The 25,536-nt window shown below is 73.3% G+C and carries 21 protein-coding genes; 8 read left to right on the top strand and 13 right to left on the bottom strand.

Going from position 1 to position 25,536, the window contains the following annotated elements; all coding sequences use genetic code 11:
• Positions 1-36 precede the first annotated feature (36 nt).
• From ACH4VX_RS03480 to ACH4VX_RS03465, 4 genes are all read right to left on the bottom strand, one after another.
• On the bottom strand, positions 37-225 hold the full coding sequence (locus ACH4VX_RS03480; protein WP_398365655.1) for an SPOR domain-containing protein: 189 nt from the start codon (positions 223-225) through the stop codon (positions 37-39).
• Positions 226-954: 729 nt separating this feature from the next.
• A complete protein-coding gene (locus ACH4VX_RS03475; RefSeq protein ID WP_398365654.1) occupies positions 955-1,707 on the bottom strand; it encodes a GntR family transcriptional regulator in 753 nt (250 codons plus the stop codon).
• 147 nt (positions 1,708-1,854) lie between these two features.
• A complete protein-coding gene (locus ACH4VX_RS03470; RefSeq protein WP_398365653.1) occupies positions 1,855-3,054 on the bottom strand; it encodes a DUF4190 domain-containing protein in 1,200 nt (399 codons plus the stop codon).
• 275 nt (positions 3,055-3,329) lie between these two features.
• Positions 3,330-4,160 (bottom strand): oxidoreductase, encoded by an 831-nt coding sequence (locus ACH4VX_RS03465; RefSeq protein WP_398365652.1) that lies wholly within the window; start codon positions 4,158-4,160, stop codon positions 3,330-3,332.
• A gap of 91 nt (positions 4,161-4,251) precedes the next feature.
• Here ACH4VX_RS03465 and ACH4VX_RS03460 point away from each other — a divergent pair, with 91 nt between their 5' ends.
• Together ACH4VX_RS03460 and ACH4VX_RS03455 are read left to right on the top strand one after the other, a co-directional pair.
• On the top strand, positions 4,252-5,184 hold the full coding sequence (locus ACH4VX_RS03460; protein ID WP_398365651.1) for a LysR family transcriptional regulator: 933 nt from the start codon (positions 4,252-4,254) through the stop codon (positions 5,182-5,184).
• 138 nt (positions 5,185-5,322) lie between these two features.
• Positions 5,323-6,609: a phosphatase PAP2 family protein gene (locus ACH4VX_RS03455; RefSeq protein WP_398365931.1), complete on the top strand. Its 1,287-nt coding sequence runs from the start codon at positions 5,323-5,325 to the stop codon at positions 6,607-6,609.
• A 345-nt stretch (positions 6,610-6,954) separates the two neighbouring features.
• On the opposite strand, the gene ACH4VX_RS03450 is transcribed toward ACH4VX_RS03455, so the two are convergent.
• Together ACH4VX_RS03450 and ACH4VX_RS03445 are read right to left on the bottom strand one after the other, a co-directional pair.
• Positions 6,955-8,739 carry an ABC transporter ATP-binding protein gene (locus tag ACH4VX_RS03450; protein WP_398365650.1) on the bottom strand — a complete coding sequence of 595 codons (1,785 nt, stop codon included), beginning with the start codon at positions 8,737-8,739 and terminating at the stop codon, positions 6,955-6,957.
• Positions 8,736-10,646 carry an ABC transporter ATP-binding protein gene (locus ACH4VX_RS03445; protein WP_398365649.1) on the bottom strand — a complete coding sequence of 637 codons (1,911 nt, stop codon included), beginning with the start codon at positions 10,644-10,646 and terminating at the stop codon, positions 8,736-8,738. Before ACH4VX_RS03445 ends, ACH4VX_RS03450 begins: the two co-directional genes overlap by 4 nt.
• Before the next feature lie 217 nt (positions 10,647-10,863).
• Between ACH4VX_RS03445 and ACH4VX_RS03440 the strand changes: the two genes are divergently transcribed.
• The 5 genes from ACH4VX_RS03440 (at position 10,864) to ACH4VX_RS03420 (ending at position 17,800) form a co-directional block, all read left to right on the top strand.
• Entirely contained in the window at positions 10,864-11,991 is a 1,128-nt protein-coding gene (locus ACH4VX_RS03440) for an LLM class flavin-dependent oxidoreductase (RefSeq protein WP_398365648.1), read from the top strand.
• 174 nt (positions 11,992-12,165) lie between these two features.
• Positions 12,166-13,686 (top strand): class I adenylate-forming enzyme family protein, encoded by a 1,521-nt coding sequence (locus tag ACH4VX_RS03435; RefSeq protein WP_398365647.1) that lies wholly within the window; start codon positions 12,166-12,168, stop codon positions 13,684-13,686.
• Complete coding sequence (locus ACH4VX_RS03430; RefSeq protein WP_398365646.1) at positions 13,686-16,139, top strand: acyl-CoA dehydrogenase family protein; 2,454 nt, start codon at positions 13,686-13,688, stop codon at positions 16,137-16,139. The genes ACH4VX_RS03435 and ACH4VX_RS03430 overlap by 1 nt, the downstream gene beginning before the upstream one ends.
• A 21-nt stretch (positions 16,140-16,160) precedes the next feature.
• Positions 16,161-16,415 carry a phosphopantetheine-binding protein gene (locus ACH4VX_RS03425; RefSeq protein WP_398365645.1) on the top strand — a complete coding sequence of 85 codons (255 nt, stop codon included), beginning with the start codon at positions 16,161-16,163 and terminating at the stop codon, positions 16,413-16,415.
• On the top strand, positions 16,412-17,800 hold the full coding sequence (locus tag ACH4VX_RS03420) for a condensation domain-containing protein (RefSeq protein ID WP_398365644.1): 1,389 nt from the start codon (positions 16,412-16,414) through the stop codon (positions 17,798-17,800). Before ACH4VX_RS03425 ends, ACH4VX_RS03420 begins: the two co-directional genes overlap by 4 nt.
• A 33-nt stretch (positions 17,801-17,833) precedes the next feature.
• On the opposite strand, the gene ACH4VX_RS03415 is transcribed toward ACH4VX_RS03420, so the two are convergent.
• Genes ACH4VX_RS03415 through pgl form a run of 7 tightly spaced genes read right to left on the bottom strand, consistent with a single transcriptional unit; the run spans position 17,834 to position 24,381 of the window.
• Entirely contained in the window at positions 17,834-18,493 is a 660-nt protein-coding gene (locus ACH4VX_RS03415) for an HAD-IA family hydrolase (protein WP_398365643.1), read from the bottom strand.
• Positions 18,493-19,179, bottom strand: coding sequence for a ribulose-phosphate 3-epimerase (locus ACH4VX_RS03410; protein ID WP_398365642.1), 687 nt, complete (start codon positions 19,177-19,179; stop codon positions 18,493-18,495). The genes ACH4VX_RS03415 and ACH4VX_RS03410 overlap by 1 nt, the downstream gene beginning before the upstream one ends.
• A 35-nt stretch (positions 19,180-19,214) precedes the next feature.
• Complete coding sequence (locus ACH4VX_RS03405) at positions 19,215-20,306, bottom strand: DegT/DnrJ/EryC1/StrS family aminotransferase (RefSeq protein WP_398365641.1); 1,092 nt, start codon at positions 20,304-20,306, stop codon at positions 19,215-19,217.
• Positions 20,307-20,340: 34 nt separating this feature from the next.
• Positions 20,341-21,483: a dehydrogenase gene (locus ACH4VX_RS03400; protein WP_398365640.1), complete on the bottom strand. Its 1,143-nt coding sequence runs from the start codon at positions 21,481-21,483 to the stop codon at positions 20,341-20,343.
• Positions 21,480-22,613: a sedoheptulose 7-phosphate cyclase gene (locus tag ACH4VX_RS03395; protein ID WP_398365639.1), complete on the bottom strand. Its 1,134-nt coding sequence runs from the start codon at positions 22,611-22,613 to the stop codon at positions 21,480-21,482. The genes ACH4VX_RS03400 and ACH4VX_RS03395 overlap by 4 nt, the downstream gene beginning before the upstream one ends.
• Complete coding sequence (locus tag ACH4VX_RS03390) at positions 22,610-23,686, bottom strand: ROK family protein (protein ID WP_398365638.1); 1,077 nt, start codon at positions 23,684-23,686, stop codon at positions 22,610-22,612. The genes ACH4VX_RS03395 and ACH4VX_RS03390 overlap by 4 nt, the downstream gene beginning before the upstream one ends.
• Positions 23,683-24,381, bottom strand: coding sequence for a 6-phosphogluconolactonase (gene pgl / locus ACH4VX_RS03385; protein WP_398365637.1), 699 nt, complete (start codon positions 24,379-24,381; stop codon positions 23,683-23,685). Before pgl ends, ACH4VX_RS03390 begins: the two co-directional genes overlap by 4 nt.
• 118 nt (positions 24,382-24,499) lie before the next feature.
• Here pgl and ACH4VX_RS03380 point away from each other — a divergent pair, with 118 nt between their 5' ends.
• On the top strand, positions 24,500-25,381 hold the full coding sequence (locus tag ACH4VX_RS03380) for an arylamine N-acetyltransferase (protein ID WP_398365636.1): 882 nt from the start codon (positions 24,500-24,502) through the stop codon (positions 25,379-25,381).
• Positions 25,382-25,536: the final 155 nt, after the last annotated feature.

The raw sequence follows: 25,536 nt of genomic DNA, 5'->3' as shown, positions 1-25,536 counted from the left end.
CGGGAGGGGCGGACAGGGGCCCGCCGACGGTGCGGGTCAGTCGGCGGACGTTCCGCTCCGACTGATCCGCTCGACCCAGTAGAGCTGCTTGTGTCCGCGCCCGTCGAGGCTGCCCGCGATCCTCTCGGCCTCGGCGCGGGTCGCGTACCTGCCCACTCGGTAGCGATTGCCGTTGTCGTCCTGACGCACGACGAGCCAGGGAAGAGTCACCGTGCCGTCGTTCATCGCTCCCCTCCACTTCCCGTCCGCGGCCGGCGCCGCGCCCCGCCCGATAAGGAAACCCCAGTCCGCATATGCCCGAGCCTACGCCTTACCTTCACTGAGCGAATACGCCTTTTCACAAAGAGGCACGCAACCAGCCAGAACGCAGGGGGCGCACGGTGACGGATGCGCCGCGCGGGAAGGCCGATGCGTCCGGTCAGCGGCATGGCCCCCGGCACGCCGCGCCCCGGGGCGACCTGGGAGAACGGCCAGATTGCTACGGCACGGGAGCGGCGGCGCCACGGGCGGCGCGCCGGAGCGAAGGCCGGCCGGGGGCGCGGAAGGGCGCACGGCGGGTCGATCGAGGAGCGTGACGATCCACCGCCGGGGAGCGGGCGGGGAGCCGCGACGAGCCCGAACCGGGCCACGCGGGAAGCACCGGCGGGAAGCTGCGGGAAGCGCCGGCGGGAGGCCGCGAGGGTGCCGGCGGGAAGCCGCGAGGAGCCCCGAACCGAGCCACGCGGGGAACCGCGAGGGCACCGGCGGGAAGCCGCGACAGGCGCGGCGGAGCCGCGAGGGTGTCGGCGGGAAGCCACGAACCGAGCCACGCGGGAAACCGCGAGGGCACCGGCGGGAAGCCGCGAGGGGCGCGGTGGGAGCGTGACGGCCGGCCTCCCGGGAGAGCGCCGGTGAACGCGGGGACGAGCCACCGGACGCGACGGGGCGGGAGACCCGTCCCGCCCCGCGGGTCCGCTACTTCACCGGGAGGTGGTAGGCGGCTCGGTAGCGGTCGGCGGGGATGACCACGTCGGCGGTCTCGACCGGCCGCCCCGAGGCGAAGTAGGTGCGCTGGATGACCAGGACGACATGCCCGGGGACACCGCCCAGCAGCACCAGTTCCTCGGCGAGGCCGGGGCGGGCGCCGACCTCCTCGGTGACGTTGTCCACGATCACGTCGATGGCGCGCATGCGCTCGACGACACCCATGCCACCGAGCGGCCCCTCCTCGGGCAGCATCACGGGGGTCCGGCCGGTGAGCGCGAGCGGCTCCCAGGAGAGGGAGAGCATCATCGGCTCGCCCGCCTCCCGGAAGAGGTACCTGGTGCGCATCACGCGGTCGCCGGGCTCGATGCCGAGCCGCTCGGCGACGGCGCCGGGTGCCTCGGCCTGCTCGCTGCTGGACTCCCAGGTGCCCCTCACTCCCGCGTCGGCCTGCTCCTGGCGGAACGGCGTGGCCCCGCGCTCCGGACGGAACCCGGAGCGGGCGACCCGCCGGGGCACCGGCCGCTCGCGCACATACGTCCCCGAGCCGGAGCGGCCCTCGACGAGTCCCTCCGCCATGAGCACCTTGCGCGCCTCCAGCGCGACCGTGTCCGAGACGCCGTACTCCTCGCGGATCCTCGCCTGGGAGGGGAGCCGTGTGTGCGGCGGCAGTCGGCCGTCGGTGATCTTCTTGCGGAGATCACCCGCGACACGCAGGTACGCCGGCTGCTCACCGAATGTCACGGGCCGCTCCCATCAGGTTGTACAGACAGCAACAGCGTGGCAACCGTAGGTTGTCCCAGGCAAGCAAAGGCCAGAGAATCACTCGATGTGATGACATCTGTCGGGTGAGAGCTTTACGCAGGCACTTTCTCCCCGCTATGGCAGCCGTCACACCTTCAACTCACCGCTGCCGGTGTCGCGCTCGCCCTCCTCCTCGTCCTCGGGCGGTGTGGTGGCCAGCCCCAGAGCCTCGCGTGCGGTGACCGACCGATGGGGGTCGATCAGCTCCCAGCCCTTCTCCTCGTGCTCGTGGTAGGCGCCCGCGTCGGCGGCGTCGGCCGCCTTCCCCCATTCCTGGCGGGCCTTCCCCAGGTCGGCGACCAGGTCCGCCACCGACCGCTCCGCACCGGCCGGCCACTCGTGTGCGCGCAGCAGTCCCGTCTGCTCGGCGAGGGCCTCCTCGACCCGGCCGGCCCACTCCTTGTCGTCCGTCAGGTCCTCGTCGGGGTACTCCGCCCCGGGAGCGTCGTCCAGCGCGGCGTCGAGCACCCCCGTGGCCTTCAGATAGGCCAACTGGTGCGCGTCGAGGGTGGTCTCGTCCCGGCGCAGCGACCCGGTGAGGGTTTTCCTCGCGTCCCGGTCGCCGAAGACGCAGGTGATCTCGCGGTCGCCGAAACGCCAGCTCTCCCCGGACGGGATGAGGTAGTACACGTCCACGTGGCCGGGCAGCGCCCAGCCGTCCATGACGTAGGCGTCCTGAAGGTCGTAGCACCGCTCGTCGGCGGTGTCGGTGAGGCTGTCGTCGCCCGGGTAGCGGTCGCCGGGGAGCGTGACGACGGCGAAGACCTCACCGTCGTGTTCCCGCGCGCAGGGCACCCGGTCCGCGTCGGTGGTCCAGCCCTCCAGCCCGCCCGGCGAGTTGAAGCACTCACCCTTGGCCAGGGCGAGGACGCTGTTGCCGCGCGCTCCGTCCTCGATGCCCTCCCAGACGTCGGTCAGGACACCGGAGGCGAGGACCGCCCCCCACAGCGCGAGCCCGAGCGACGACAGCACGGTCCCGGCGATCGCCATCCCCCGCCCCTTCTCCCCACGCCGCTTGATCTGCCGCAGGGCGACCAGCCCCAGCACCAGCCCGACGGCCGGCACCAGGCACAGCACACCGAACACCAGGGCGGCGACGGCGACACCGTTGACGACGGCCGGTGGCCGGGGGCCGTACGGCCCGTAGAGCCCGTACGGCGCGAAACCGGGTCGGCCGCCGTAGGTGAACCGCGGTGGTGGATACGGGACCTGGCCCTGGGGGGCGGGGTGCTGCCCCTGGGGGCCCTGAGGTTCCTGCGGGGGCCCGTAGGGCGGAGGTATGGACACGAGCCGCATCGTAGGCGCGGGGCGACGGCCCTCGTCCCCGGGGCGCCTTCCCGAGGACGGGGACCCCGTGCGGTGAGCGGTGTCCTCGGGGGGCGGCCCCGACGCCGTGGGGTCGGCGTCGGGGCCGGAACCGCGGCGCCCAGCCGTCCGGCCGCCCGGTGTCCCACCACGCGTCGTCGCTGACGCGCGGCTTCCAGGCGCCGTCGGCCGTCCCGCCGGAGGCTGCCGGAAGGGACCCCCACGAACGTACGGGCCAGGCGCGGCAGCGGGTGCCGTCAGTCGTCGAAGGCCGTGGCGCGGGTGCGCTTCTCCCAGGCCAGGACGTCCTCGCGGACCTGGTCGAGGTGGCCGAGGACCGCGCCGACGCCGTCGTCGCCCAGCGGCAGCCGCAAGGGGGCGTCCTCCGCCTCAAGGGCGGCCAGGATCAGGGCCGCCGCCTTCGCCGGGTCGCCGGGCTGGGAGCCGCCACCGCCGGCCACGGCGGAACGGGTCTCGCCGACCTTGGCGTACAGACCGCTGTCCGGGCTGACTCCGGCCCGGTCCGTCTCGAACAGGCCGGTCCGGAACGACCCCGGCTCGACGATCAGCACCTTGACGCCGAACTCCCGCACCTCGTCCGCGAGCGCCTCCGACATGCCCTCCAGCGCGAACTTGGTGCCGCTGTACGCCGCGAAGCCGGCGAACGACATCTGCCCGCCCATGCTGCTCATCTGCACGACCGCCCCCGAGCGCCGCTCCCGCATGCCCGGCAGCACGGCCCGCACCAGCGCGGCGGGGCCGAGGACGTGCACGTCGAACAGCTCGCGCAGCTCGTCGTCCGAGGTCTCCTCGAAGGCCCCGACATGGGTGCGCCCCGCGTTGTTGACCAGGACGTCGATCCGCCCGTGCCGCGCCACCACGTCCCGCACCACGGCCTCGGCGCCCTCGATGTCGGCGACGTCCAGGCGCAGCGCCTCCACCTGGTCGGGGTGGGCGGCGACCAGATCCTCCAGCGCCTCGGGCCGGCGGGCCGCGCCGATCACCACATCACCGTCGGCGAGGGCGGCCTCGGCGATCGCCCGGCCGAATCCGCTGCTCGCACCCGTGATCAGCCACACCTTGTTCATCTCGGCTCCTCGTGCCTCGGTTGCTCTCCGGTTACGTCAACCAGCCTGCTGCCGGGACCCGTTGCCCGTCCAAGACCCGGGCTGATAACCAATGGACATGAAGACGGACGTTCACCTGCGGGACCTGCGCTACTTCCTGGCCGTGGCGGAGGAACTGCACTTCACCCGTGCCGCCGAGCGCCTTTATGTGTCACAGCCCGCGCTGAGCAAGCAGATACGGGCGCTGGAACGGCAGCTGGGCGTCGAGCTGTTCCGGCGCGACCGGCGGGACGTGGCGCTCACCGCCGCCGGTACGGCACTGCTGCCGCACGCCCGGCGGGTACTGGCGGCGTGGGGGGAGGGAGCCGCGGCGGTGGAGCGGGTGCGGGCGGCTCAGCGCAGCACGCTGGTCGTGGGCATGAGCACCAGCCCCGGCCGCGGCGGCCTGCTCCCGGCGATCCGCTCCCGTTTCACCGCCGCGCACCCGGACGCCGCGGTCCGGCTGCGGCAGGTCGGCTGGGAGGACCCGACGGCGGGGCTCGCGGGCGGTGAGGCGGATGTGGCGTTCGCCTGGCTGCCGCTGCCCGACGCCGGCCGCTACGCGTGGACGGTGGTCGCCGAGGAGCCGCGCCTGGTCGCCCTCCCCGAGACCCATCCCCTGGCCGCCCGCACGGACCTCACCCTCGCGGACCTCGCCGACGAACCGTTCCTGGCGCTGCCCCCGAGCGCGGGCGTCCTGCGCGACCACTGGCTCGCCCTCGACGAACGCCCCGGCGGCCCGCCCCGCATCGGCGCGGAGATCGCCGGCACGGAGGAGACCTACGAGGCCCTGGTCGCCGGCCTCGGCCTCTGCCTGGTGGCCGCGGGCAACGCCCCTCTGATCACCCTCGGCGGCGTCACGACCCGCCCGGTCCACGGCCTCTCCCCGAGCCGGTACGTCCTGGCCTGGCGAGTGGAGGACGGCTCCCGCCCCCTGGTCCGGGGGTACGCGGAGGCGTGCCGCCGGGCGACGGGGCAGCCGTGGCCCGAGCGGGGGCGGCCCTGACTCACATCGAACCCACAGGGTGCCGTTAGCATGTGCGGACCCATAACGATCTCCTGATCACCCGATCTTCACACATAGACCAGGCCGTTGAAAACAAACCCAAGCCGGATATCGGCGCGCACACGTCAGCCGCAGGCGATGCTGTGGGCGGCGGCGGGTGTCGCGACCCTCGGATTCCTCATGGCGCTGGAATTCGCCGCGCGCCGCTACGGCCTGCCGGGACCGATCACCAACCAGGCACGCGAGGTGGTCCTCGCCCCTGAATCGGGACCGCTGCTGTACGCCGGTCTCGCGCTGTCCATGGTGGTGCTCACCTGGCGGCAACGGCTCGTCGCGATGGGCGCCGCGGTCGGCGTCGACGTCGTCTTCCTGCTGGTGCGGTGGGTGGTCGACGCCGAGATGAACTTCGGCAACGGCGCACTGTGGGTGGTCCTGGCCATCGCGGTCGTCGCCGTCACGCGCCGCACCGGGCCGGAACGCCTGCTGCTGCTGAAGGGCACCGGACTGGGCCTGCTCCTGGTGGCCGGCCACAAGACGGGCGACACCTGGCTGCTCATCACGTCGAAGACCCGCCCGACGGTGCTCGACCCGTACGTGGCGACCGCCGATCACGCGCTGGGCGACCCCTCGTGGCTGGCCGGCCGGATCGTCGAGGCGACGGAACCGATCGGCCCCCATGTCCTCCACCTGGTCTACGGCCAACTCCCGCTGGCGGCGGCGCTCGTCGGGCTGTACCAGCTGCGCCGCGTGGCGGTGGAGCGCCGGTTCCCGGCCCACCACCTGGTGCGCACGTTCCTGGTCATCGGCCTGCTCGGGCCGGCCGTCTACATGATCTTCCCGGTCGTCGGACCGGTCTACGCCTACGGCGCCGAGGGCGGACAGTGGGCGGCGGGCCATCTGTGGCCGGACACCGTGCCGTCCATCGGCACCCCGCACCCGATCCCGTTCGACGGGATCACGCCGCGCAACTGCATGCCCAGCCTGCACACGGCGTGGGCCACCACACTCTTCGTCCATTCCCGCAAGGGCTCGCGGGCGATGCGCTGCGCGGGCACGTTCTGGCTGGTCGCCACCCTCTCGGCGACGCTGGGCTTCGGCTACCACTACGGCGTGGACCTCATCGCCGGCGTGGTGTTCGCGCTCACCGTCGAGGCGGCGATGCGTTCGCTCGCACGCGGCTGGGACCGGTCGGGCACCTGGCTGACCGCCTACGGCACGGCGGTCTTCACCGTGCTCCTGGTGTCGTACCGCTTTCTGCCGACGGAGCTGGCCGCGCACCCGTGGGCGTACGGCCCGCTCCTCGTCCTGGCGATGGTCTCGGTGATCTACGGTTATGTGCGGACCACCGCGCTGTGGGAGACGACGGCCGCACCGGAGCGGCAGCGCGAACCGCAGCCCCGGGAACCGCGGCCCGAACTCGTCTGATCCGCGCCGCGTCGGGCCCCGGCCGCCATGGACGACTCCGGGCCGATGAGTGAACGCCGGCGCGCATGACGGACCGCTGCCCCACGGTCCCGGAGGTCACCGAGCCGGCGCCCGCCGCCGGCCGCTCCGCGCGGCAGACCTGCTCCCACGGCTGCTGGAGGCGTCGGACGACCCCGCCGCACCACGAGCTCGACGACCTCTTCACCACCTGGTGCACGGATTTCGAGAAGTCCCCGCGCCCGCGCCGGGTCCCGGTGCGTCACCAGGTGGAACACCGGTCGCGCACGGCCGTGGCGGCGGCCGGGAGCCCCCTGAAGGCCCTCGGCCGAACGCGAGGGCGGATCTTCAGTGGTACACGTGGGCCTGGAGGGTGAAGACCTCCCGGTACGTGCCACCGGCGGCCATGAGCTCGTCGTGGCTGCCGGCCTCGCGGATCCGGCCGCCGTCGAGGACCACGATGAGGTCGGCCATCCGGACCGTGGAGAAGCGGTGCGAGATGAAGACGGTGACGGCCCCCAGGCTCCGGCGGCTGCGGCGGGCGTCGCTGCCGAACCGTTCGAAGACGGCGTGTTCGGCGGCGGCGTCGAGGGCCGAGGCGGGCTCGTCCAGGATCTGCAGCAGCGGGCGCTCGCGCATCAGCGTGCGGGCCAGCCCGAGGGTCTGCCACTGGCCGCCGGACAGTTCCGCCCCGTCACCGTAGGTGCGGCCCAGCAGGCCGTTCAGTCCGCCGGGGACGCGGGCGAGTACCTTCTCCGCGCGGGCGCGGGCCATCGCACCGAGGACCGCCTCGTCGTCGTCGACGGAACCGACGGCGCCGATGCCCACGTTCTCCCGCAGCAGCAGCTCCAGCCGGGCGAAATCCTGGAAGAGGGGGGCGACGCGTGCCATCCAGGCTCCCGGCTCGAAGTCCCGCAGATCCGTGCCGTCGACCAGGATCCGCCCCTCGGTGGGCCGGTACATGCCGCACAGCAGTTTCACCAGGGTGCTCTTGCCCGCGCCGTTCTCACCGACGAGCGCGACGGTGGAACCGGCGGGCAGGGTGAGGTCGAGGCCCCGGAGGATGTACCGGTCGCCCCCCGGGTAGCGGAAGCCGACGTTCTCCAGCCGGATCTCCCCGCTCATCCGCTGCGGAACGGGGGCGGTACCGCCCCCGTGACGGTGCTCCGCCGCCTTCTCCTTGAGTTCCTCCAGCCGTTCGAAGGTGCGCCCGCCTTCCTGCACCATGACGAACAGGCCCAGTGCCGTGGCCACTTGCGTGCTCACCTGTACGGCGAGGGTGATGAGGAGAACGAGGTCGCCGACGGTGGAGCGGCCCGCGAGAGCCTGGTCCACCACGAGGAGGATGGCGGCGCCGTACGCGAGGGCGAACAGCAGCTGGCCCCCGGCGCGCAGGAGTGCCGCGCGGGCGTGGGCGTGTACGAGAACGTCGGTGGCGGCGTCCCAGTCCCGCTGATGGCGGCGGAGCAGAGGGCGTTCGGCGCGGTACAGCCGCAGCTCCTTCACCGAGTCCGCCGCCGTGGCCAGGTCCAGCAGGTGCCGGCTGCGGCGGACGGGCGTCGCCGACGCCTCCTTGCCCCGGTCCACGAGGGCCTGGGCGCGGCGGCCGATGAGGATGGGCGGGACGGCCGCGACGGGCAGCAGGATCAGCCAGGGATCGAGCAGCCCCAGGATGACGGCTGTCACCACGGACTGCACGACCAGGCCGCCGAGTTGCAGCACGGCCTCCAGCAGTTGCCGGGTGCGGTGCAGGTCCTGGCGGACGAGGGCGAGGAGGTCGGCGAACCGCGGGCTGTCGAGGTGTTCCAGGCCCGGGGTGCCGTTGGCGACGTGCAGGGTCTCCTCCTGGAGCGCCGCCTCGCCCATCTCGCCCAGTTCGAAGTAGAGGAGGTGCGCGAAGTGGCCCAGCATCAGCTCGAGGACGAGAGCCGTCGCGGTGGCGAGCGCGAGCCAGACCACGGTGCCGGTGGCCCCGGACAGGGCCGCGTCGGTGACGCCCTTGAGGAGCAGGGCGACGGCCGGGGTGGCGAGGTACCCGAGCAGCAGCAGCGTCACCGCGCCGGCGAACTTCGCCGGGCCGGTCCGGAACGCCGACACGATCAGAGGCCGTACGGCCGTCCACACGGTGTTCACTGTCCGGCCTCCCGGGGCCCGTCGGTTCCGGGGCCGTCGAAGCGCTGGGCCTGGAGCCGGAAGAGTTCGGCGTACCGCCCGCCGCCGGCGATCAGTTCGTCGTGGGTGCCGCGCTCGACGACCCGGCCGTGTTCGAGGACGACGATGTGGTCGGCACGGCGCACCGTGGAGAAGCGGTGCGAAATGATGACGCTCGTCAGGCCCTCGGTCATCTGAAGGAACCGGTCGAAGAACCGCACCTCCGCCCGCACGTCGAGCTGCGCCGTCGGCTCGTCCAGGACGAGGATCTCCGCGCCCGTCTCGGCGGCGAAGAACGCGCGGGCCAGGGCGACGCGCTGCCACTGTCCGCCGGAGAGGTCCTGGCCGCCCTCGTACCGGCCGGACAGGACGGTACGGACGCCCGAGGGGAGCGCGGCCACGACCTCGGCCGCGTCCGCGCGTTCGATCGCCCGGTCGAGCGCGGCCCGTGTGGCGGGGGTGTCGGGCGCGTCCGGGGCACCCATGCGGATGTTGTCCTCCAGGGACATCTCGTACCGGATGTAGTCCTGGAAGATCACGGCGAAGCGGCGCTGCCATGCCTCCGGGTCCATGGCGGTGACGTCCTGGCCGTCGGCGGTCACGGTTCCGCCGCCGGGGTCGTGGAGCCGGGTGAGGAGCTTGACCAGGGTGGTCTTGCCCGCGCCGTTGAGCCCGACGATCGCGGTGGCCCTGCCCGCCTCGATCTCCAGGTCCAGGTGGTCGAGCACGGCGGGTGCGTCCGGGGCGTAGGCGAAGGTGACGTCCTCGAAGCGGACGCCCTTCTTCAGCCTGCCCTGCCCGCCGGGCGCCGGCACGGGGGACGGGCCCGCCGTACGTGCGTCCGCTGCCGGGCCGGCGGCGAGGCTCTCCAGTTCCAGGAGCGCGTCGAACGACTGCATACCGTACTGGGTGGCGACGTCGCTCTCGGGGAAATAGACGCCGAAGCGGAGCGGTATGAGCACGCCCTGCACGGCGACGGCCAGCTCCAGCAGCGACAGCTCGCCGCCGCCGGCGGCGCGGCCCAGCTCCAGCAGGGCCAGGGAACCGCCGATCAGCCCGACCAGGGCGAGCCGGACGAACGGCGCGAACAGCAACCGCCGGCGACCCGCCCACAGCGGCGTCAGCAGGGCGTCGGTCTCCTGGCGGTGCCGGCCGCGGTACCAGTCGATCAGCCCCAGCACCCGCATCTCCTTGGCGATGCCCGTGCCCGTCCCGGTCCTGCGGATGTACATGAGCCGACGGCGCTCCGCCGTCAGCCCGCCCCACAGGGCGGCGAACCGGCCCAGGGAACTGCGCTGCCCGAAGCGGACGACGAGCGCGGTGACGGTGACCAGCAGCCCGGCCCAGGGGGTGAGCACGACACCCACGAGCACGCAGGCACCGGCGAGCTGGGTGTAACGGGAAACCAGCGCCAGCAGCCCGGCGGCGGCCTGGCCGGGGGTGGACATCTGGCCCTCGAAGGGGGCCCGGGCGTCGCTGAGCAGGTCCAGGGTCCGCCGGCGCTCCAGCACGTCGATGGGGGTGTCCGTGAGCGAGGCACGCATCAGGCGCCGCACGCAGTACCCGTCCACCCTGCGGGTGACGATCTCCCCGGTGAACACCCGGAACGGCGCGACGAGCTGCTGCACGACGAACGAGACGACGGAAACCAGCAGCGCGAGGGTCAGCACGCCCCAGCCACCGCCGTCCACGGCCTGCGGCAACCGGTGGAGCAGCGTACTCATCGCGACGATGAAGCCGAGCGGCAACAGCCCCAGGAGGACGTTCACCAGGGCCGACGCCACCAGGGGCCCGGTGCCCGCGTGCGGCAGCAGCCGGAGGATCCCGAGCCAGCGCTCCACGCGTGCGCGCAGGGAGCTTCCGGGGGCGATGCGTGTCGGAACGGTCATGTTTCCCCCGGCTCTGTTCCGGACCGATGGAACGAGATCCCCACGAGCCCCGAAAAGACACGGCAGGACGATTTCGACGCGCATGACCATACCCGCACGGTGACCCGTTCACCGTGTTCAACCCTCCTGAACTCTTCTTTCTGGACACGGTTTTGGAGCATTGTTATGTTCGGGCTTCCCCGCCAAGGCCCAGCCACGCGATGTTTCGACGTCCTCCGTGAACTCCTCGCGCACGCCGCCGCGGACGAGCACGGATTTCCGGCGCAGCGCGTCATTTCCATCGACCGAGCAGCAACAGAGCGGGGAAACGGTGAATCACCCCTTCGATGTCTATGCGACGGCGACAACCGCGCGCCCCGGCGAGGCGCACAATGCCACCACGCTCGGAGAAGTGGCCAAGAACGCGGAGAAATGCGGTTTCACCGGGCTGCTGTCCTTCTACAACAACCGGGACCTCAACCCCTGGCAGGTCGCCTCGGCCGTGCTGGAGCGCACCGGCCGGCTGGTGCCGCTGGTCGCCGTGCAGCCGTACGCGGCGCCCCCGTTCACGGTCGCGCAGATGATCCATTCCCTGACGTCGCTGTACGGCCGCCGGGTCGACCTGAACCTGATCACCGGCGCCTCCGCGGCCGAGCTGGCCCAGGCCGGCGACCCCCTGGGGCACGACGAACGGTACGAGCGCGCGGAGGAGTTCATCACCGTGGTCCGGGCGCTGCTGGGCTCGGCGGAGCCGCTGCGCCACGAGGGCAGGCACTACCGGTACGCGGGCCTGCGCACCCACGCCCCGCTCGACGCGTCACTGATGCCGCGCGTCTTCGTCGCCGGCTCGTCGGAACAGGCACTGACCACCGCCCGCGCCGTCGCGGACGTCGCCGTCACCCACCCGGAGCCCGTGGAGCGGTTCGCCCGGGACTACGCCGCCGCGCTCGCGGGCGGCCCCCGTCTCGCCGTCCGGGTCGAGCTGATCACCCGCCCGACCGCGGACGAGGCGTGGGCGGCGGCCCGCAAGCGGTACGTCACCGACCGGGCGGCGCACATGAGGACCGCGATGCGCCGCGGTTCCGAGTCCGACTGGAGCCGCAGACTGGCCCATCTGGCCACCGACGGGGACGTGTACGACGGCGTGTACTGGACCGGCGGTTATCACAGCGGCAAGGGCTACGCGCCTCAACTGGTCGGGGACTACACGTCCGTGGCCCGCTATCTGTCCCGTTATCTCGACGCCGGAGCAAGCACGGTACTCCTCGGGAATCTCATGGAGGACGAGGAATTCGCTCATGCCGAGGCCACGTTCGCGGCTCTTTCCACGATGCTCCCCGCCGATCCACCGGGAGCCGCCCGGTGAATCACCGATGGCATCCCGGCGGAATGCCGGCACGCACGGTGTTCAACGGCCCGTTCCGAGCAGTTGAACGCCCTTTCCCGACGGAAGGTCGAACAAGGAGCGTCTTGCTGTCTTCCACCGAGTCTTTCGCGGACGTTGCCGCGCGATCCCTGAATTTCACCTGTGGGAGGTGACATGTCCTACGCCCCCGAGCCGTCCCCGGCGGCCGGCCCCGCGTTCCTCCATGACCTGCTGGACGCGGCCGCGCACCGGTGGCCCCGTGCGAACGCCCTCGCGGACACCGCCGGCCGGTGGACCTACGCGCAGCTGCGCGAGGCCGGCCTGCGGGCCGCCGCCTGGCTGCGCGACCGGGGAATCCGCCGTGGTGACCGCGTCCTCACCCAGCTGCCCAACTGCAGGGAGCTGGCGGCGCTGCTGTACGGCACGTCACGGCTCGGCGCCGTGCTCGTGCCGGTCAACCCGCAGATGAAGCCGTTCCACCTCACCACCGTCCTGCGGGACGCCGACCCGGCGCTGGTGATCGGCGACGCGCGCACGGCCGGAGCGCTGCGGGAGGTGACACCCGCACCGGTCGTCGAGCTGGACGAGGCACGGCAGGAGATCCGGGCGGCCGCACCGGTCGTCGGCCGGGCCGCCTCCGTCACCGGTCACGACGCGGCCCTGCTCATCTACACCTCGGGCAGCACCTCGGCGCCCAAGGCCGTCGTCTGCCCGCATCGCCAGATCCTCTTCGCCGTACGGGCGATCGACCAGGTGCTGCGGTACCGCCCGGACGACGTGGTGTTCCTGCGTCTGCCGATGTCCTTCGACTACGGCCTCCACCAGCTCTTTCTCGCCGCGCTCAACGGCGCTGCGGTACATCTGGCGGAGGAGGGCCACGATCTGACCCTGCTGCGACGGATCCGGGCGACGGGCGCCACCGTCGTGCCGCTGGTGCCGTCGCTGGCACAGCTGCTCACCCACCTCGCCGGGCGGGACCCGGCCGCCACCCGGGTCCGGCTGTTCACCAACACCGGCGCGGCCCTGACCGAGGCCCTCTGCCGGGACCTGCGCGCGGGTTTTCCCGGCGCCCGGATCGCGCTCATGTTCGGCACCACCGAGTGCAAGAGGGTGTCCGTCCTGGAACCCGACGGCGATCTGGCGAAGCCGGGCTCGGTCGGGCCCCCGATCCCCGGCACCGCCGTCGAGGTGACCGGGGAGGACGGCACGCCGCTCCCGCCGGGCGCGCACGGCGAGTTCGTCGTACGCGGCCCCCATGTCATGAGCGGCTACTGGGGCGCGCCGGAGCTGACCGCACACCGCTTCCGCAGGGACGAACGGACCGGCGAAGTGGTCCTGCACACCGGCGACTTCGGGCACATGGACGAGGACGGCCACCTGTACTTCTCCGGTCGTCGGGACGACATCGTCAAGCACCGGGGCACCCGGGTCAGCCTGCTGGAGATCGAGGCGGCGGCCCTGGACGTCCCGGGCGTACGGGCGGCGGCGGCCGTGTCCCTGCACGACCCGGCGGCGCTGGTCCTGTGCGCCGTCGCCGACCTGCCCTCGACGGAGCCGCTGGTCCAGGGGCTCGTGGAGCGGCTGGAGGCGGCGAAGCTGCCCGACCGCTGCGTGCTGCTGGAGCGGCTGCCGCTCACCCCCAACCAGAAGACCGACCGGAGAGGACTGGCGGAGATCGTGAGGAAGCAGCAGTGATGACCCCCAGCACACTGGTCGAGCGGTACGGCAGCCCTCTGTACGTCTACGACCTGGACGAGGCCGACAGGGCCGCCACCGCACTGCGCGCCCAGCTCCCGTCCGGCGCGACCCTGTTCTACTCGCTGAAGGCCAACCCGCACCCGGAGGTCGTACGGGCCCTGCGGATCGCGGGCTGCCGGGCCGAGATCAGCTCGGCGGGTGAACTGGGGGCCGCCCTGCTCGCCGGGCACGAGCCCGCGACGTGCCTCTACACGGGGCCGGGCAAGACGGACGCGGAGCTGGCCCACGCCCTGGAGCGCGGCGTCACCTTCTTCTCGGCGGAGTCGGTGACCGACCTGCGGCGCATCGCACGGGCCGCCCAGCGGCAGGCGGTGACCGCGCGCTGTCTGCTGCGCGTCAACGGCGGCGCCGGCACGGGCACGGCCGGGCTGCGGATGACCGGCACCGCCTCCCAGTTCGGGCTGGACCTGGACGCGGTGGACGAGTGGGCCCCGGCGGTCGCCGGGCTCCTGGCCGAGGGCCATGTGGAGCCCGTCGGTCTCCACATGTTCGCCATGACCAACGCCCGCGACGAGGACAGCCTGATCCAGGAGCTCCTCACCAACATCCGCACGGCCGCCCTGCTGCGCGACAAGCACGGCCTGCCCGTACGCGTCCTCGATCTGGGCGGCGGCTTCGCCCACCCGTACGCCGTCCCGGGCGACAGACCCCGCTACCCGAGACTGCGGGACGCGCTGGAGGGCGGGCTGGACGAACACTTCGCGGGCCGGCGGGACGGCGACATGGAGGTCGCGTTCGAGTCGGGCCGCCATCTCAGCGGCGCCTGCGGCCAGCTGCTGACCACGGTGACCGATGTGAAGGAGAGCAAGGGCCGCACCTTCGTCGTACTGGACGCCGGGGTGAACACGCTCGGCGGGCTGGCCGGGCTGCGCAGGCTGCCGCCCGTACGGGCCCAGGCGGTGCCCGCCGGTTCCGGGCAGCCCGGGAACGGCCGGGAGGAGCGGCGGGTCGCGCTCGTCGGACCGCTGTGCACGCCCAGCGACACCCTGGCGCACGACACCGCGCTGCCCCTCCCCTCACCCGACGATCTCCTCGCCATCCCCAACACCGGTGCGTACGGGCTGAGCGCCGGCCTCATCGGCTTCCTGTCCCGGCCCGCCCCCGGCGAGGTCGCCCTGCGCGGCGGTGACGTCGTGTCCGCGACCCGCCTCGACCTGCGGCGCGGGCCGGTCGAGGTGCCACGGGCACGGCCGGTGGACGCGGCGGAGCGGGCTCGCGCGGTGCTGCCCGTACTGGCCGAGCACGCCCGCCGGGTGGACGCCGAGGCCCGCTTCCCCTCCGAATCGCTGGCGGCGCTGCGCGGCAGCGGACTGATGGGCCTGCTGGTCCCGGCCCGTTACGGCGGCCTCGGCGGCGGACTGGCCGAGCTGGCCGAGGTCGCGCAGATCCTTGCCTCGGGCTGTCTGTCCAGCGCGATGATCTGGGCGATGCACTGCCAGCAGACCGACGCGGTGGTGCGGTTCGGCACGGAGGAGCTGCGGGCGGAGCTGCTGCCCCGGATCGCCGCCGGGACGGTGTACCTCGGCTCCATCACGTCCGAGAAGCAGACCGGCGGCCATCTGCTGACCAGCGCGGCGCCGCTGCGGGAGGACGGGGACGGCCTGCTGGTGGAGCGGGACGCGCCCATCGTCACGGGCGGCGCCGTGGCCGACGGCTTCCTGATGACCATGCGCGACGCGCCCGACGCCCCGGCGCGCGCGGTCACTCTCGTCTATGCGGACCGCGACCGGCTGGACGTGGAGGTCAGCGGCGACTGGAACCCGCTGGGCATGCGCGGCACGCACAGTGTCGCCCTGCGGCTGAAGGGCACGGTGCCCGCCCACAGCGTCGTCGGCGAGCGGGGCGCCTTCTCCCGCGTCGCCGTCGGTGCCTTCATCCCGCTCGGGCACATCGGCTGGGCGGCCTGCTGGCTGGGCGCGGCCCGGCAGGCGCTGTCCGAACTGCTCACGGTGTTCCGCTCGCCCGGGCGCCCCTCGTCCACCGACCTCACGTCGGACCTGGTGGCCGAGCGGCTCGCCCGGATCCGTATCGACCTGGAGACCGTCAGCGCCTATCTGCGCCAGTGCGTGGAGGAGGTCTCGCGCCGCCGTGCCGAGGGCGACGGCCTGACGGGCACGTCGGTGCAGATCCACCTCAACACACTGAAGGTGCTGGCGTCGGAGCTGACGTACCGGGCGGCCGACCAGTGCGTGGCCCTGGCCGGGCTCGGTCTCGGCTACCGGACCGACTCCCCCGTGCCGCTGGAGCGTCATCTGCGCGACCTGCGTTCGGCGGCCCTGAACTACTCCAACGACCGGCTGCTGACCGCCACGGGCACCCTCTGTCTCGTGGACCGCGCGGTCGGCCTCATCGGCAGCGCGCCGCGTCCCGCGCCGGCGCCACACTCCTGACAAGCAGAGCGGAGACACATCGTGCGAACCGAGTGGGACTCGCAGTTCGAGAAGGTGCTGAGGGAGCACCTGCCGTTGCTGGACGCCGACCACACGCTGAGCCCCGACGCGGCGCTGTCCGGGCTCGGCCTGGACTCGCTGGCGTCGGTGCAGCTCCTGGTGAGCCTGGAGGAGGCGTTCGAGGTGGCCATCCCCGACGAGATGCTGACACCCGAGAACTTCGCGACCCCCGGCTCCCTGTGGACGGCTGTGGAGTCGCTGCGGGAGCGGCGGTGACGGGCGCGCCCGCGGTCCTGGTGCGGGAGGTGCGGGTGCCCGTCGCCGGGCGGCGCGCCGGCCGTGCGCCGCTGACGTGGGCGCAGCGCGTGCAGTGGAACGACACGAAGTGGATGGAGCCGTACGACCACTACTTCAACGCGGCCCGGAGGCTGGCCGTCCCGCCCGGCCGGGAGCTGTCCGACGTCACCGGCCTGCTCGCCGCCGTGGCGGCCCGGCACGAGAGCCTGCGCACCCGCTACCCGACCGACGGCGACGGCAGCCCGTACCAGGAGGTCTCCACGGCCGACGAGCTCGTGCTGGAGGTCTGCCGGACGGACGGCGCCGGAGTGGACGAGGCCGCCGACTGGCTGCAGGCGCGTCTGCGGGCCCGTCGGTTCGAGCTGTCCGAGGAGCCGCCGCTGCGGGCGGCGGTCCTGGAGCACGAGGGCACGCCCCGGTATCTGCTGGTCGTCGTCTCCCACGTCACGATGGACTTCTCCGGACTGGAACTGCTCACCGGCGAGCTGAGGGAACTGCTGAGCGGCCGCACCACCCCGTCCGCGCTCCCGCCGGTCGAGCGGCAGATGCTCGACCAGGCCGAGGCCGAGGCGGCGCCGGCCGGCCGACGCCGCTCGGAGGCCGCGCTCGGCCACTGGGAGCGGGTGCTGCGGGACGCCCCGGTCACCGTGTTCGACCCGCCGGGCCCGACGCCCCCGCCGCTGGACGGACCGGAGCGGTTCGGCCAGCTCGGCCTGGTCTCCCCCGCGCTCACCCTGGCGACGCGCGCCCTGGCGCAGCGGCTCGGGGTGAGCGGCACCACCGTGGTGATGGCCGCGGTCAACGTCGTGCTGTGCCGTCTCACCGGGCGCGCCCGGGTGCCCCTGAAGCTCATCGCGTCCAACCGGGGCCTGACCGAACTGAAGGACCTCGTGGGCATCGCGCTCGGCAGCTGTGTGACGCTGGTGCACACCGAGGAGCGGACGTTCCCCGAGGTCGTACGGGACACCGGCCGGGCGGCGCTCCAGGCGTACCGGAGGTCCCAGTGCGACCCGGTGGCGCTGGACGAGCTGCGGTCGAAGGTGAGCGCCGAGCGGGGCGTGGACCGTGTCGGGCTGCCCTGCGGTTTCAACGACCTGCGCCCCGCCCGGCCCGCGCCCGGGGACGGTGGGGCGACGGCCGACGCGGTCCGCGCCCTGCTGCCCCGCACGGAGGTGACGTGGGACGGGAACCGGCCCCGGCAGGAAGTCACGCTCTGGTACTGGGTGGAGGACGTGGACGGCGTCGACGTGCACCACGCCCTGGTCGACCTGTGGTACCTGCCGCGGGCACGGACGGAGGAGCTGCTGCGGGGAGTCGAGGACGTGATCGTCTCGGCGGCCGTGGCGGGGCCCTCCGCGGGCTGACGCGCGCGGAGGACGGGAACCGTCGGACAGGCCCTACGGCAGGCGCACGCCGGGGAAGGCGCCCGGCAGTACGCCGTGGACCTCGTCCAGCCTCTCCAGGACCACATGCGCGTCGCCGAGTTCGGCGGCCGTGTGCGTGGTGGTGACGGCGACCACGAACATGCCCGCGCCGCGGCCCGCCGCCACACCCGCCGGGGCGTCCTCCACGACGACGCAGCGCGCCGGGTCGGCGCGGAGGGCGGAGGCCGCCGCGAGATAGCCCTCCGGGTGCGGCTTGCCCTGTTCGACGTGGTCGGCGGCGACCAGCACCTTCGGCACGGGCAGCCCCGCGTCGCGCAGCCGCCCGGCCATCAGGGCGCTCGGGCCGGACGTCACCGCCGCCCACCGGTCGTCGGCGAGACCGCCGAGCAGGGCGGGCGCGCCGGGCACGGGACGGACCAGGCCGCCCCGTTCCTCCTCCAGGCGCGGGATGCGCGCGAGCACGGCAGGCACGTCCTCGGGGCGGAAGAACATCGGCACGACGTCGGCGTCCCGCCTCCCGTGGCAGACGGCGAGGATCGCCTCGGGGTCGGCGCCGAACTCGTCCGCCACCTGCCGCCACACGTCGGTGATGAGCTCCCGGGAGTCGACCAGGGTGCCGTCGATGTCGAAGAGGAAACTCAGCCCGGCCGGGCGCCGGGCACCGGCGGCCATCAGGCCCCCGAGGCGGCCGCGCACAGCGACCGGTACGTCGGCTCCACCCCGGCGGGGTCCTTGAACAGCGCGGACGCCACGATCAGCCGGTCGGCCCCGGCGTCCCGCAGCAGCGCCACCCGCTCCGCCGTCACCCCGCCGTCCGCCGCGATCCGGATGTGCCCCAGACCCCGGGCGTCGAGGTCCGCGCGCAGCCGCCGGATCTTCCCCACCGTGTAGTCCAGGAAGTCGCTGGTGCCGGGGTTCACCGCCATCACCACGACCTGCTCCACGAGGTGGGCGACCTCCTCGACGGCCGACACCGGTGTGCCGGGGTTCAGCACGACCCCGGCGGCGACACCACTGCTCTCCAGGTCCCGCAGCAGCCGCGCGATGTGCGGGGTGCTCTCGGCGTGCACCGACACGAGGTCGACGCCCGCCCGTGTCAGCCCGTCCAGGTGCTCCTGCGGCCGTTCCACCTGGAGGTGCACGTCCAGTCTGCGCCCGAACGCCTTGCGGACGGACTGCACCGCCTTCAGCCCGAAGCTGATGTCCGGCACGAAGCACCCGTCCATGACGTCGAGATGCATCAGCTCCGCGTCCGTACGGGCGACGTCGGCCACGGCCCGCCCGTACTCCAGGGGGTCGGCGCCGAACAGGCCCGGCACGATGGCGGCGCGTCGCCCGGCCGTCGATCCGCTGTCCATGGTGGTCTCCTCGTCTCGTCTTCTCGTCTTCTCGGTCAGCCGGTGATCGACCGCAGCGTCCCGGCCACGAGGTCGACGTCGTCGTGGTCCATGTCGGGCCGCAGCGGCAGGCACAGCGCGTTGCGGGCGAGGAAGTCCGCGTGCGGGAAGGCGTCCGCGGCGAAGGCGTACGGCGCGAACGCGGGCTGCCCCGGGATCGGCACCGGATAGCGCACCACCGCGTCGACGCCTGCCTCCCGCAGTGCCGCCAGGGTCCTGTCCCGTTCCGGCACGACCGTCTGGAACATGTGGAAGACGTGCGCGGTGCTGGCCGCGGGGACGGTGACGGCGCTCCCCTCGAGGGCCGCGGTGTACCGCTCGGCGAGCGCCCGGCGGGACCGGTTCCACGCGTCGAGCCGGGGCAACTTGTGGCTGAGGACCAGCGCCTGCACGGAGTCCATCCGGCTGCTGTAGCCCAGCTCCACGTGATCGTTCTGGCCCTGCTGGCCGAGGCCGCGCAGCCGCCGCAGCCGCTCCGCCAGTGCCGCGTCCCCGGTCACGGCGGCGCCGCAGTCGCCGGCGGCGGCGAGGTTCTTCGACGGGTGGAAGCTGAAGCAGCCGATGTCGCCGAAGGTGCCGACGGGCCTGCCGCGCCGGCGCGCGCCGACGGCCTGCGCGCAGTCCTCCACGAGTGCGAGGCCGTGCTTCCCGGTGAACGCCGTGATCCGGTCCATGTCGAGGACCTCGCCGAACATGTGCACCGCGACGACCGCCCTGGTGCGGGGTGTGACCGCCGCCTCCAGGAGGTCCAGGTCCATCATGTAGTCGGTGTCCGTGCAGTCCACCAGGACGGGCGTCGCGCCGACCCGGGCGATGGCGAGCACCGTCGAGTGGAAGGTGTTGGCGACCGTGACGACCTCGTCGCCGGGGCCGATGCCCAGCGCGTGCAGGGCCAGGATCAGCGCGTCCGTACCGGAGTTGAGGCCGACGGCGTGCCGGGCCTCGCAGTAGTCGGCGAAGGCGCGCTCGAACTGCTCGACCGGCTTGCCGAGGATGTAGTCACCGGACAGCATCAGGTCGGTGATGCTCCGGGTGAGGCCGTCGACGTCGTCGAACTGCGCCGGGTATCCGTAGCGCGGGACCAGCATGATTGCACCTCTCGGGCTTCCAGGGGGGACAGGCTCAGCAGCCCGGGGGCAGGGCGGCGACGGTCGTGGTGAGATCCGCCTCCCGGCTGCCGCCCGGCGGCAGCGCCGGGTCGATCAGCACCTTCAGGTGCTCGCCGGGCAGCCGGGCCCCGGGCCGGTCGGCCGCCATGGAGCGCAGGACCGGGCCGGCGTCGGCGAGTGCGATCACATGGCTGAGCACCGGTCCGAAGCGCCGCGGGTGGGTGGTCAGCAGCTCCTGGGCGCGCAGCAGATGCCGGGCGGAGGTGCCGCGGTGGCCCGTGAGCCGCACCCGCTTGCCGGACGGCAGCACCACCGGCACCACCGTCCCGGGATCGGGCGTGCCGCACACGTTGGCCCGGCGCACCGAGTTGAGCTCCAGCTCCCCGGTCAGCTCGTGCACCGTCCCGGAGCCGAAGCCGCCGAACAGGTCGATCACCGCGTTCTCGCGCACGGTGTGCAGGGCCTCGCCCAGGGCGCGTCCGGCGGCCTCCCTCGGCAGGCACACGAACGCGGCCCCCGCGCCGGGGGCGGGCGGCCCGGTGCCGAGGACGGCCGTGTCCAGTACCTCGCGGCCGCGCAGGTAGGCCAGCCGCTCGGCGCGCGGGTGCACCAGCGTGACCGGTGTGCCGCGCAACTCCGCGACCAGCGCGGTCAGTACGGCCGTGGTGCCGCTGCCCCAGACGACGGCGGACCCGGGCGGGCCGCCGGAGTCCGCCACCAGGTCCCAGCCGTACAGGACGGCGCCCAGGGGCTCCGTGAGGGCGGACAGGTCGGCGGGCAGGTCGGGGCGGGCCGGCACCAGGTTCCGCCGCACCGTCTCGGCGGGACCACCGGCCGGGTACCACCGGCGCAGCAGGCCGTCGTAGGAGTGGCCGAGGATGCTGTCCTGGTCGTGCGGGTCCACCGGGTTGGGGATGCCGCGCACGAGTCCGCCGCTCCCGGCGCGGTACTCGACGAGGCCCTCGTGTCCGAGGACCGCCGCCGCGTCGGGGCGTACGCCGCGCTGGATCTGGAGGTCAGTGCCGCAGATCCCGGCCCGCAGGACGCGCAGGGCGCCGTCGGCGGTGGGCAGTTCGTCGTGCTCCAGGTGCGGGCCGCGTCCGTCGGTGGTGCGCCGCCAGGTCGGGTTGCGGACCGCGCCCGCGGGGACCGTCATACCGCCGCCTCCGGCTCGTCCAGCAGCCGGAGCAGCAGTTCCGTGGAACGCGTCAGCTCGGGCAGGGTCAGATCACCGGCGAACACGCACTTGCCGAGGCCGTTGGGCAGCGGGATGTTCTGCTCCCCGCCCCGGTGGCGGGTGGACTCGGCCAGCGCGTTCCAGAGGAGGCCGGGCTCGCACACCCGGTGCCGTACCGGCAGCCCGGCCGCGCGCAGCAGCGCCAGGGTGCGCAGCGCGTCGGCGGGCGTCAGCAGGCCCCGGTCCACGGCCAGCGCGCAGGACAACGCGATGTCGACGGACACCGCCTCGCCGTGCAGGAGTTCCGGCTGGGCGACCATCTCGACGGCCGGGCTGAAGGTGTGCCCGAAGTCGACGGCCCGGCACAGCTCGTGCTCCCACAGGTTGGGCTCCAGCTCCTCCAGCATGCCGTCGATGGCACGGTGCATCACCCGCCGCCCCCGCTCACCGGCAAGCCGGGTCCGTACGAGGTCGGCCGTGTGCCCTTCGAGCAGGTCGAAGAGGGTGGCGTCCTTGATCACCGCCATCTTGACGATCTCGGCCATGCCGTTGCCGATGTGGCGCTCGTCCAGGGTGCGCAGGAGGCCGCGGTCCAGGAGCGTGTCCGTGGCCGGGTGGTAGGTGCCGAGCCGGTTCTTGTGGCCCTGGAAGTTGACGGCGGTCTTGGCGCCCACGGCCGCGTCGACCAGGCCGATGAGCGTGGTCGGCACCCGCACGTACGGGGTGCCGCGCCGGTAGAGGCTGGCGGCGAGGCCCACCATGTCCGTCAGCACGCCCCCGCCGACGGCCACGATCGGGTCCCGGCGTGCCAGCCGGGCGGCGTCGGCCGCCCGTGCGATCTTCTCGACGGCCGCGAGCGTCTTGCGGCTCTCCCCGCCGGTCAGGCGCAGGACGTGGGGGGTGACACGGTGGCCGAGGAAGTAGGCGAGGACCGCGTGCCCGTGGTGGGTGAAGACGTTCTCGTCCATGACGACGAGCCGGCTCGCCCCGGGCTCCAGCCGTGCGGCCCGCGCCAGGGCCCCGTTGCCGGGTGCGAGCACGTCCGGCACGTCGGTCACCCGGTACACGAGGTCCTGCCGGGCCCGTACCGTCCAATCCCCGTGACTCATGCCGGCCGCACCCTCCCGTCGGAAATTCCCCTCGCGTGGAATCCGGCTCCACGCAGCGCGTTCAGGCCGTCGGAGCGGCCCCGCACGATCCGTCCGGCGAAGTACGCCGGGTCCCGGTCCGACATCCCGTACAGTCCGAGCCGGTCCAAGTGGCCCAGGAGGCTCGCCAGATAGGCGTCGCCGAGGCTGTCGACCACCCCGCCGGTGAGCACGGTGCGCTCGACCTCGGGGTTCAGGCACGCCTGCGTCAGCAGGACGCGGGCCAGCGGTTCCGTCACGGCGTCCAGCACCCGCAGCGCCCCGGGGTGCCCGGACGCGACCGCGCCGGAGAACGCCGCGAGCACACCCGTGCGTTCCGCCACTTCCGTACCGCCCCACGCGTCGGCGGGCAGCCGGTGCAGCAGCTGCTCGATGCCTCGGCCCGAGGAGTACGAGCTGACGTGGTCGTCCGCCCCGCAGTCGCAGGGCAGCGTCAGTGCCCGTCCCTCCCAGGCCAGTTGTGCGGGCAGATGCCCGATCTCCCCCTGGAGTCCGTACGTCCGGTCCACCGGGACGCGGCCCGTGGCGAGGTCGACGGTCCGGTAGGCGATGCCGGTGCTGACCGTCACCGCCGCCGCGCTGCCGCGCCGGCCCAGGCTGTCGTCCGCCAGCAGCGCGTACGCGAGGGCGGACACGTCGTTGATCACGGTCCAGCGCACGTCGGGCCGCCGGGCCGCCAGCTCGTCCGCGGGCCGCCACGAGGTCCGTACCGGCCCGAACAGCGGTGCCGCGCCGAAGACTTCACCGGTGCGGTGGTTCATGGCCGCGCCCAGCGAGACCGCGCAGGTGTCGACCGGCTCGGGCCGGGCGTCCCGGATCTCGTCCGCGGTGCGCACCAGCCAGTCGACGATGCGGCGCTGGAGGTCGGCGGCGGTCCCGGGGCCGGTACGGCTGCCGGTCGCCGGGGCACGGCGCAGCCCGGTCACGGTGCCGTCGCCGGTGAGCACCCCGGCGCGGAACCAGGTGCCGCCGAGGTCGAACACCGCGACGGGTCGCTCGTCGGCGCGGGCCGCAGGGGCGGAGAAGCCGCTCACGCGTGGGCGCCGGCTGCCCGGACATCCAGCAGCAGCATGCCGTCGGAGCCGAGGAAGGACCGGGTCGCGAAGGTGTCGTCGGTCCCGGCTGCCAGCTTGGCCACGGCCTCCGTCTTGCCGGCGCCGGTGGCCAGGACGATGCGGGTGGCCGCGCCGCACAGGGCCGGCAGCGTCTGCGTCATCCGCAGCGCGCCGTCCGCGGTGGTGGTCAGTGTGACGCCGGAGGTGTCCCCCGGCTCGTAGCGGTCCGCGAACAGCGAGGCGAGATGTCCGTCCGGGCCCAACTGGAGCAGCACCAGGTCGGCGTGGCCCGAGGGCGTCAGCGACCGCAGCAGCCGCGCGTGGTCCCGGGCGGCGGAGGCCGGGTCGGGGGCACCGACGGGCATCGGGTGCCGCAGCTCCTCGGGGACCGACGCCGGGTCGAGCAGCGTTTCGCGGATCATCCGCCAGTTGGAGCCGGTCTCCGCCTCGGGCAGCACCCGGTCGTCGGTCTGCACCACATGCACGGAGTGCCACGGAACGTCCTGTGCCGAGAGCAGTTCGTAGGTGCGGACCGGGGTGTTTCCTCCGGTCAGGGCGATGACGCACACGCCGCGTGCCAGAACGGCTTCTCTCATGTTCCGCGCGATGGTTCGGGCCGCGTGCTCGGCGACCGATTCCGGGGTCGGGAACGTTTGTGACGGAAGAGAACTCAAGGGTGAACTCCCGGCGGGCTTCGTAACCGTCTCTCTGAATCGACCGAGACACTACTGACGGCGGCGCCGCTCGGCCACGGGCAGCATTTGAACACCGGGCGCCACTACAGTTCCGCCCGTGCCGACATCCCGCATCAGTCATGTCAATGCGTACCTTGACCGGCTCGGTATGCCGGAGAAGGTGCCCCCCACCTACGGAAATCTGCGGTTGCTGCACCGCGCGCACGTGGAGCGGATTCCTTACGAGACGCTGGACTTCCAGCTCGGAAGGGCCCCCGGCATCGTCCCGGTGGAGGCGTTCGAGCGCATCGCGCGGCAGGGCCGGGGAGGTTACTGCTTCCATCTGAACGGCGCCTTCTCGCTCCTGCTCGCGGAACTCGGCTATGAGGTCGCCATGCACCGCGTGGGCGTGCAGAAGGTGGACGAGGACACTCCGCCGGGAATCAACGCGAACCACATGGCGCTGACCGTGAGCGGACTGCCCGCGCCGGACTCACCGGACGGGAAATGGCTGGTGGACGTGGGCCTGGGTTTCGCCCTCCACGAACCCGTCCCGCTGCGAAAGGGATGGACACGGCAAGGCCCGTTCGGATACGAGCTGGGCCCTTCCGGATTCGAGCCGGACGCATGGCGGCTGGACCACCGGCCGGTACGCGGTTTCGCCGGCGCCGACATTTCCGCCCGGCCCGCCGGGATCGAGGACTTCGCCGGACAGCACGCTTTTCTCTCCACCGACCCGCACTCGGATTTCGTCCGGCTGGCGCGGGTGCAGCGCAGGGACGCGCACGGCACCGATCTGCTCCTCGGCTGCGTACTGACCCGGATCACCGAGAACGGCGACGAGCGCCACGAAGTGACGGACCGCGACGAGTGGTTCGGCGTACTGCGCGGCCTCTTCGGCCTCGCCCTGGACGACCTGGGCGAGGCGGACCGCACCCGGCTGTGGACCGTGGTGCGGTCGGGCCACGAGGCGTGGCGACGCACCGCCACCGGGGAGTGAGCCGGCCCGGGGGTTCGTGACCGACGGCGGACACGGCGGCGGCAGTCCGGCGGCGGCGGACACGGCGGTTGCGGTCCGGCGATGGCGGTCCGGCGGCGGCGGGGCCGCCCGGGCGGACACCCGTCGGAGCGCGGGACCCGTGCCGCGGGACTCAT

Source organism: Streptomyces sp. NPDC020731, assembly GCF_044334705.1.
Lineage (GTDB): Bacteria > Actinomycetota > Actinomycetes > Streptomycetales > Streptomycetaceae > Streptomyces.
This window is presented reverse-complemented; position numbering and strand designations above follow the sequence as displayed.

Excerpts from the sequence above, each read along its gene's own strand:
- ACH4VX_RS03480 (WP_398365655.1), bottom strand. The coding sequence starts at position 225 with ATGAACGACGGCACGGTGACTCTTCCCTGGCTCGTCGTGCGTCAGGAC.
- ACH4VX_RS03465 (WP_398365652.1), bottom strand. The coding sequence starts at position 4,160 with ATGAACAAGGTGTGGCTGATCACGGGTGCGAGCAGCGGATTCGGCCGG.
- ACH4VX_RS03460 (WP_398365651.1), top strand. The coding sequence starts at position 4,252 with ATGGACATGAAGACGGACGTTCACCTGCGGGACCTGCGCTACTTCCTG.
- ACH4VX_RS03455 (WP_398365931.1), top strand. The coding sequence starts at position 5,323 with ATGCTGTGGGCGGCGGCGGGTGTCGCGACCCTCGGATTCCTCATGGCG.
- ACH4VX_RS03445 (WP_398365649.1), bottom strand. The coding sequence starts at position 10,646 with ATGACCGTTCCGACACGCATCGCCCCCGGAAGCTCCCTGCGCGCACGC.
- ACH4VX_RS03435 (WP_398365647.1), top strand. The coding sequence starts at position 12,166 with ATGTCCTACGCCCCCGAGCCGTCCCCGGCGGCCGGCCCCGCGTTCCTC.
- ACH4VX_RS03430 (WP_398365646.1), top strand. The coding sequence starts at position 13,686 with ATGACCCCCAGCACACTGGTCGAGCGGTACGGCAGCCCTCTGTACGTC.
- ACH4VX_RS03415 (WP_398365643.1), bottom strand. The coding sequence starts at position 18,493 with ATGGCCGCCGGTGCCCGGCGCCCGGCCGGGCTGAGTTTCCTCTTCGAC.
- ACH4VX_RS03410 (WP_398365642.1), bottom strand. The coding sequence starts at position 19,179 with ATGGACAGCGGATCGACGGCCGGGCGACGCGCCGCCATCGTGCCGGGC.
- ACH4VX_RS03405 (WP_398365641.1), bottom strand. The coding sequence starts at position 20,306 with ATGCTGGTCCCGCGCTACGGATACCCGGCGCAGTTCGACGACGTCGAC.
- ACH4VX_RS03400 (WP_398365640.1), bottom strand. The coding sequence starts at position 21,483 with ATGACGGTCCCCGCGGGCGCGGTCCGCAACCCGACCTGGCGGCGCACC.
- ACH4VX_RS03395 (WP_398365639.1), bottom strand. The coding sequence starts at position 22,613 with ATGAGTCACGGGGATTGGACGGTACGGGCCCGGCAGGACCTCGTGTAC.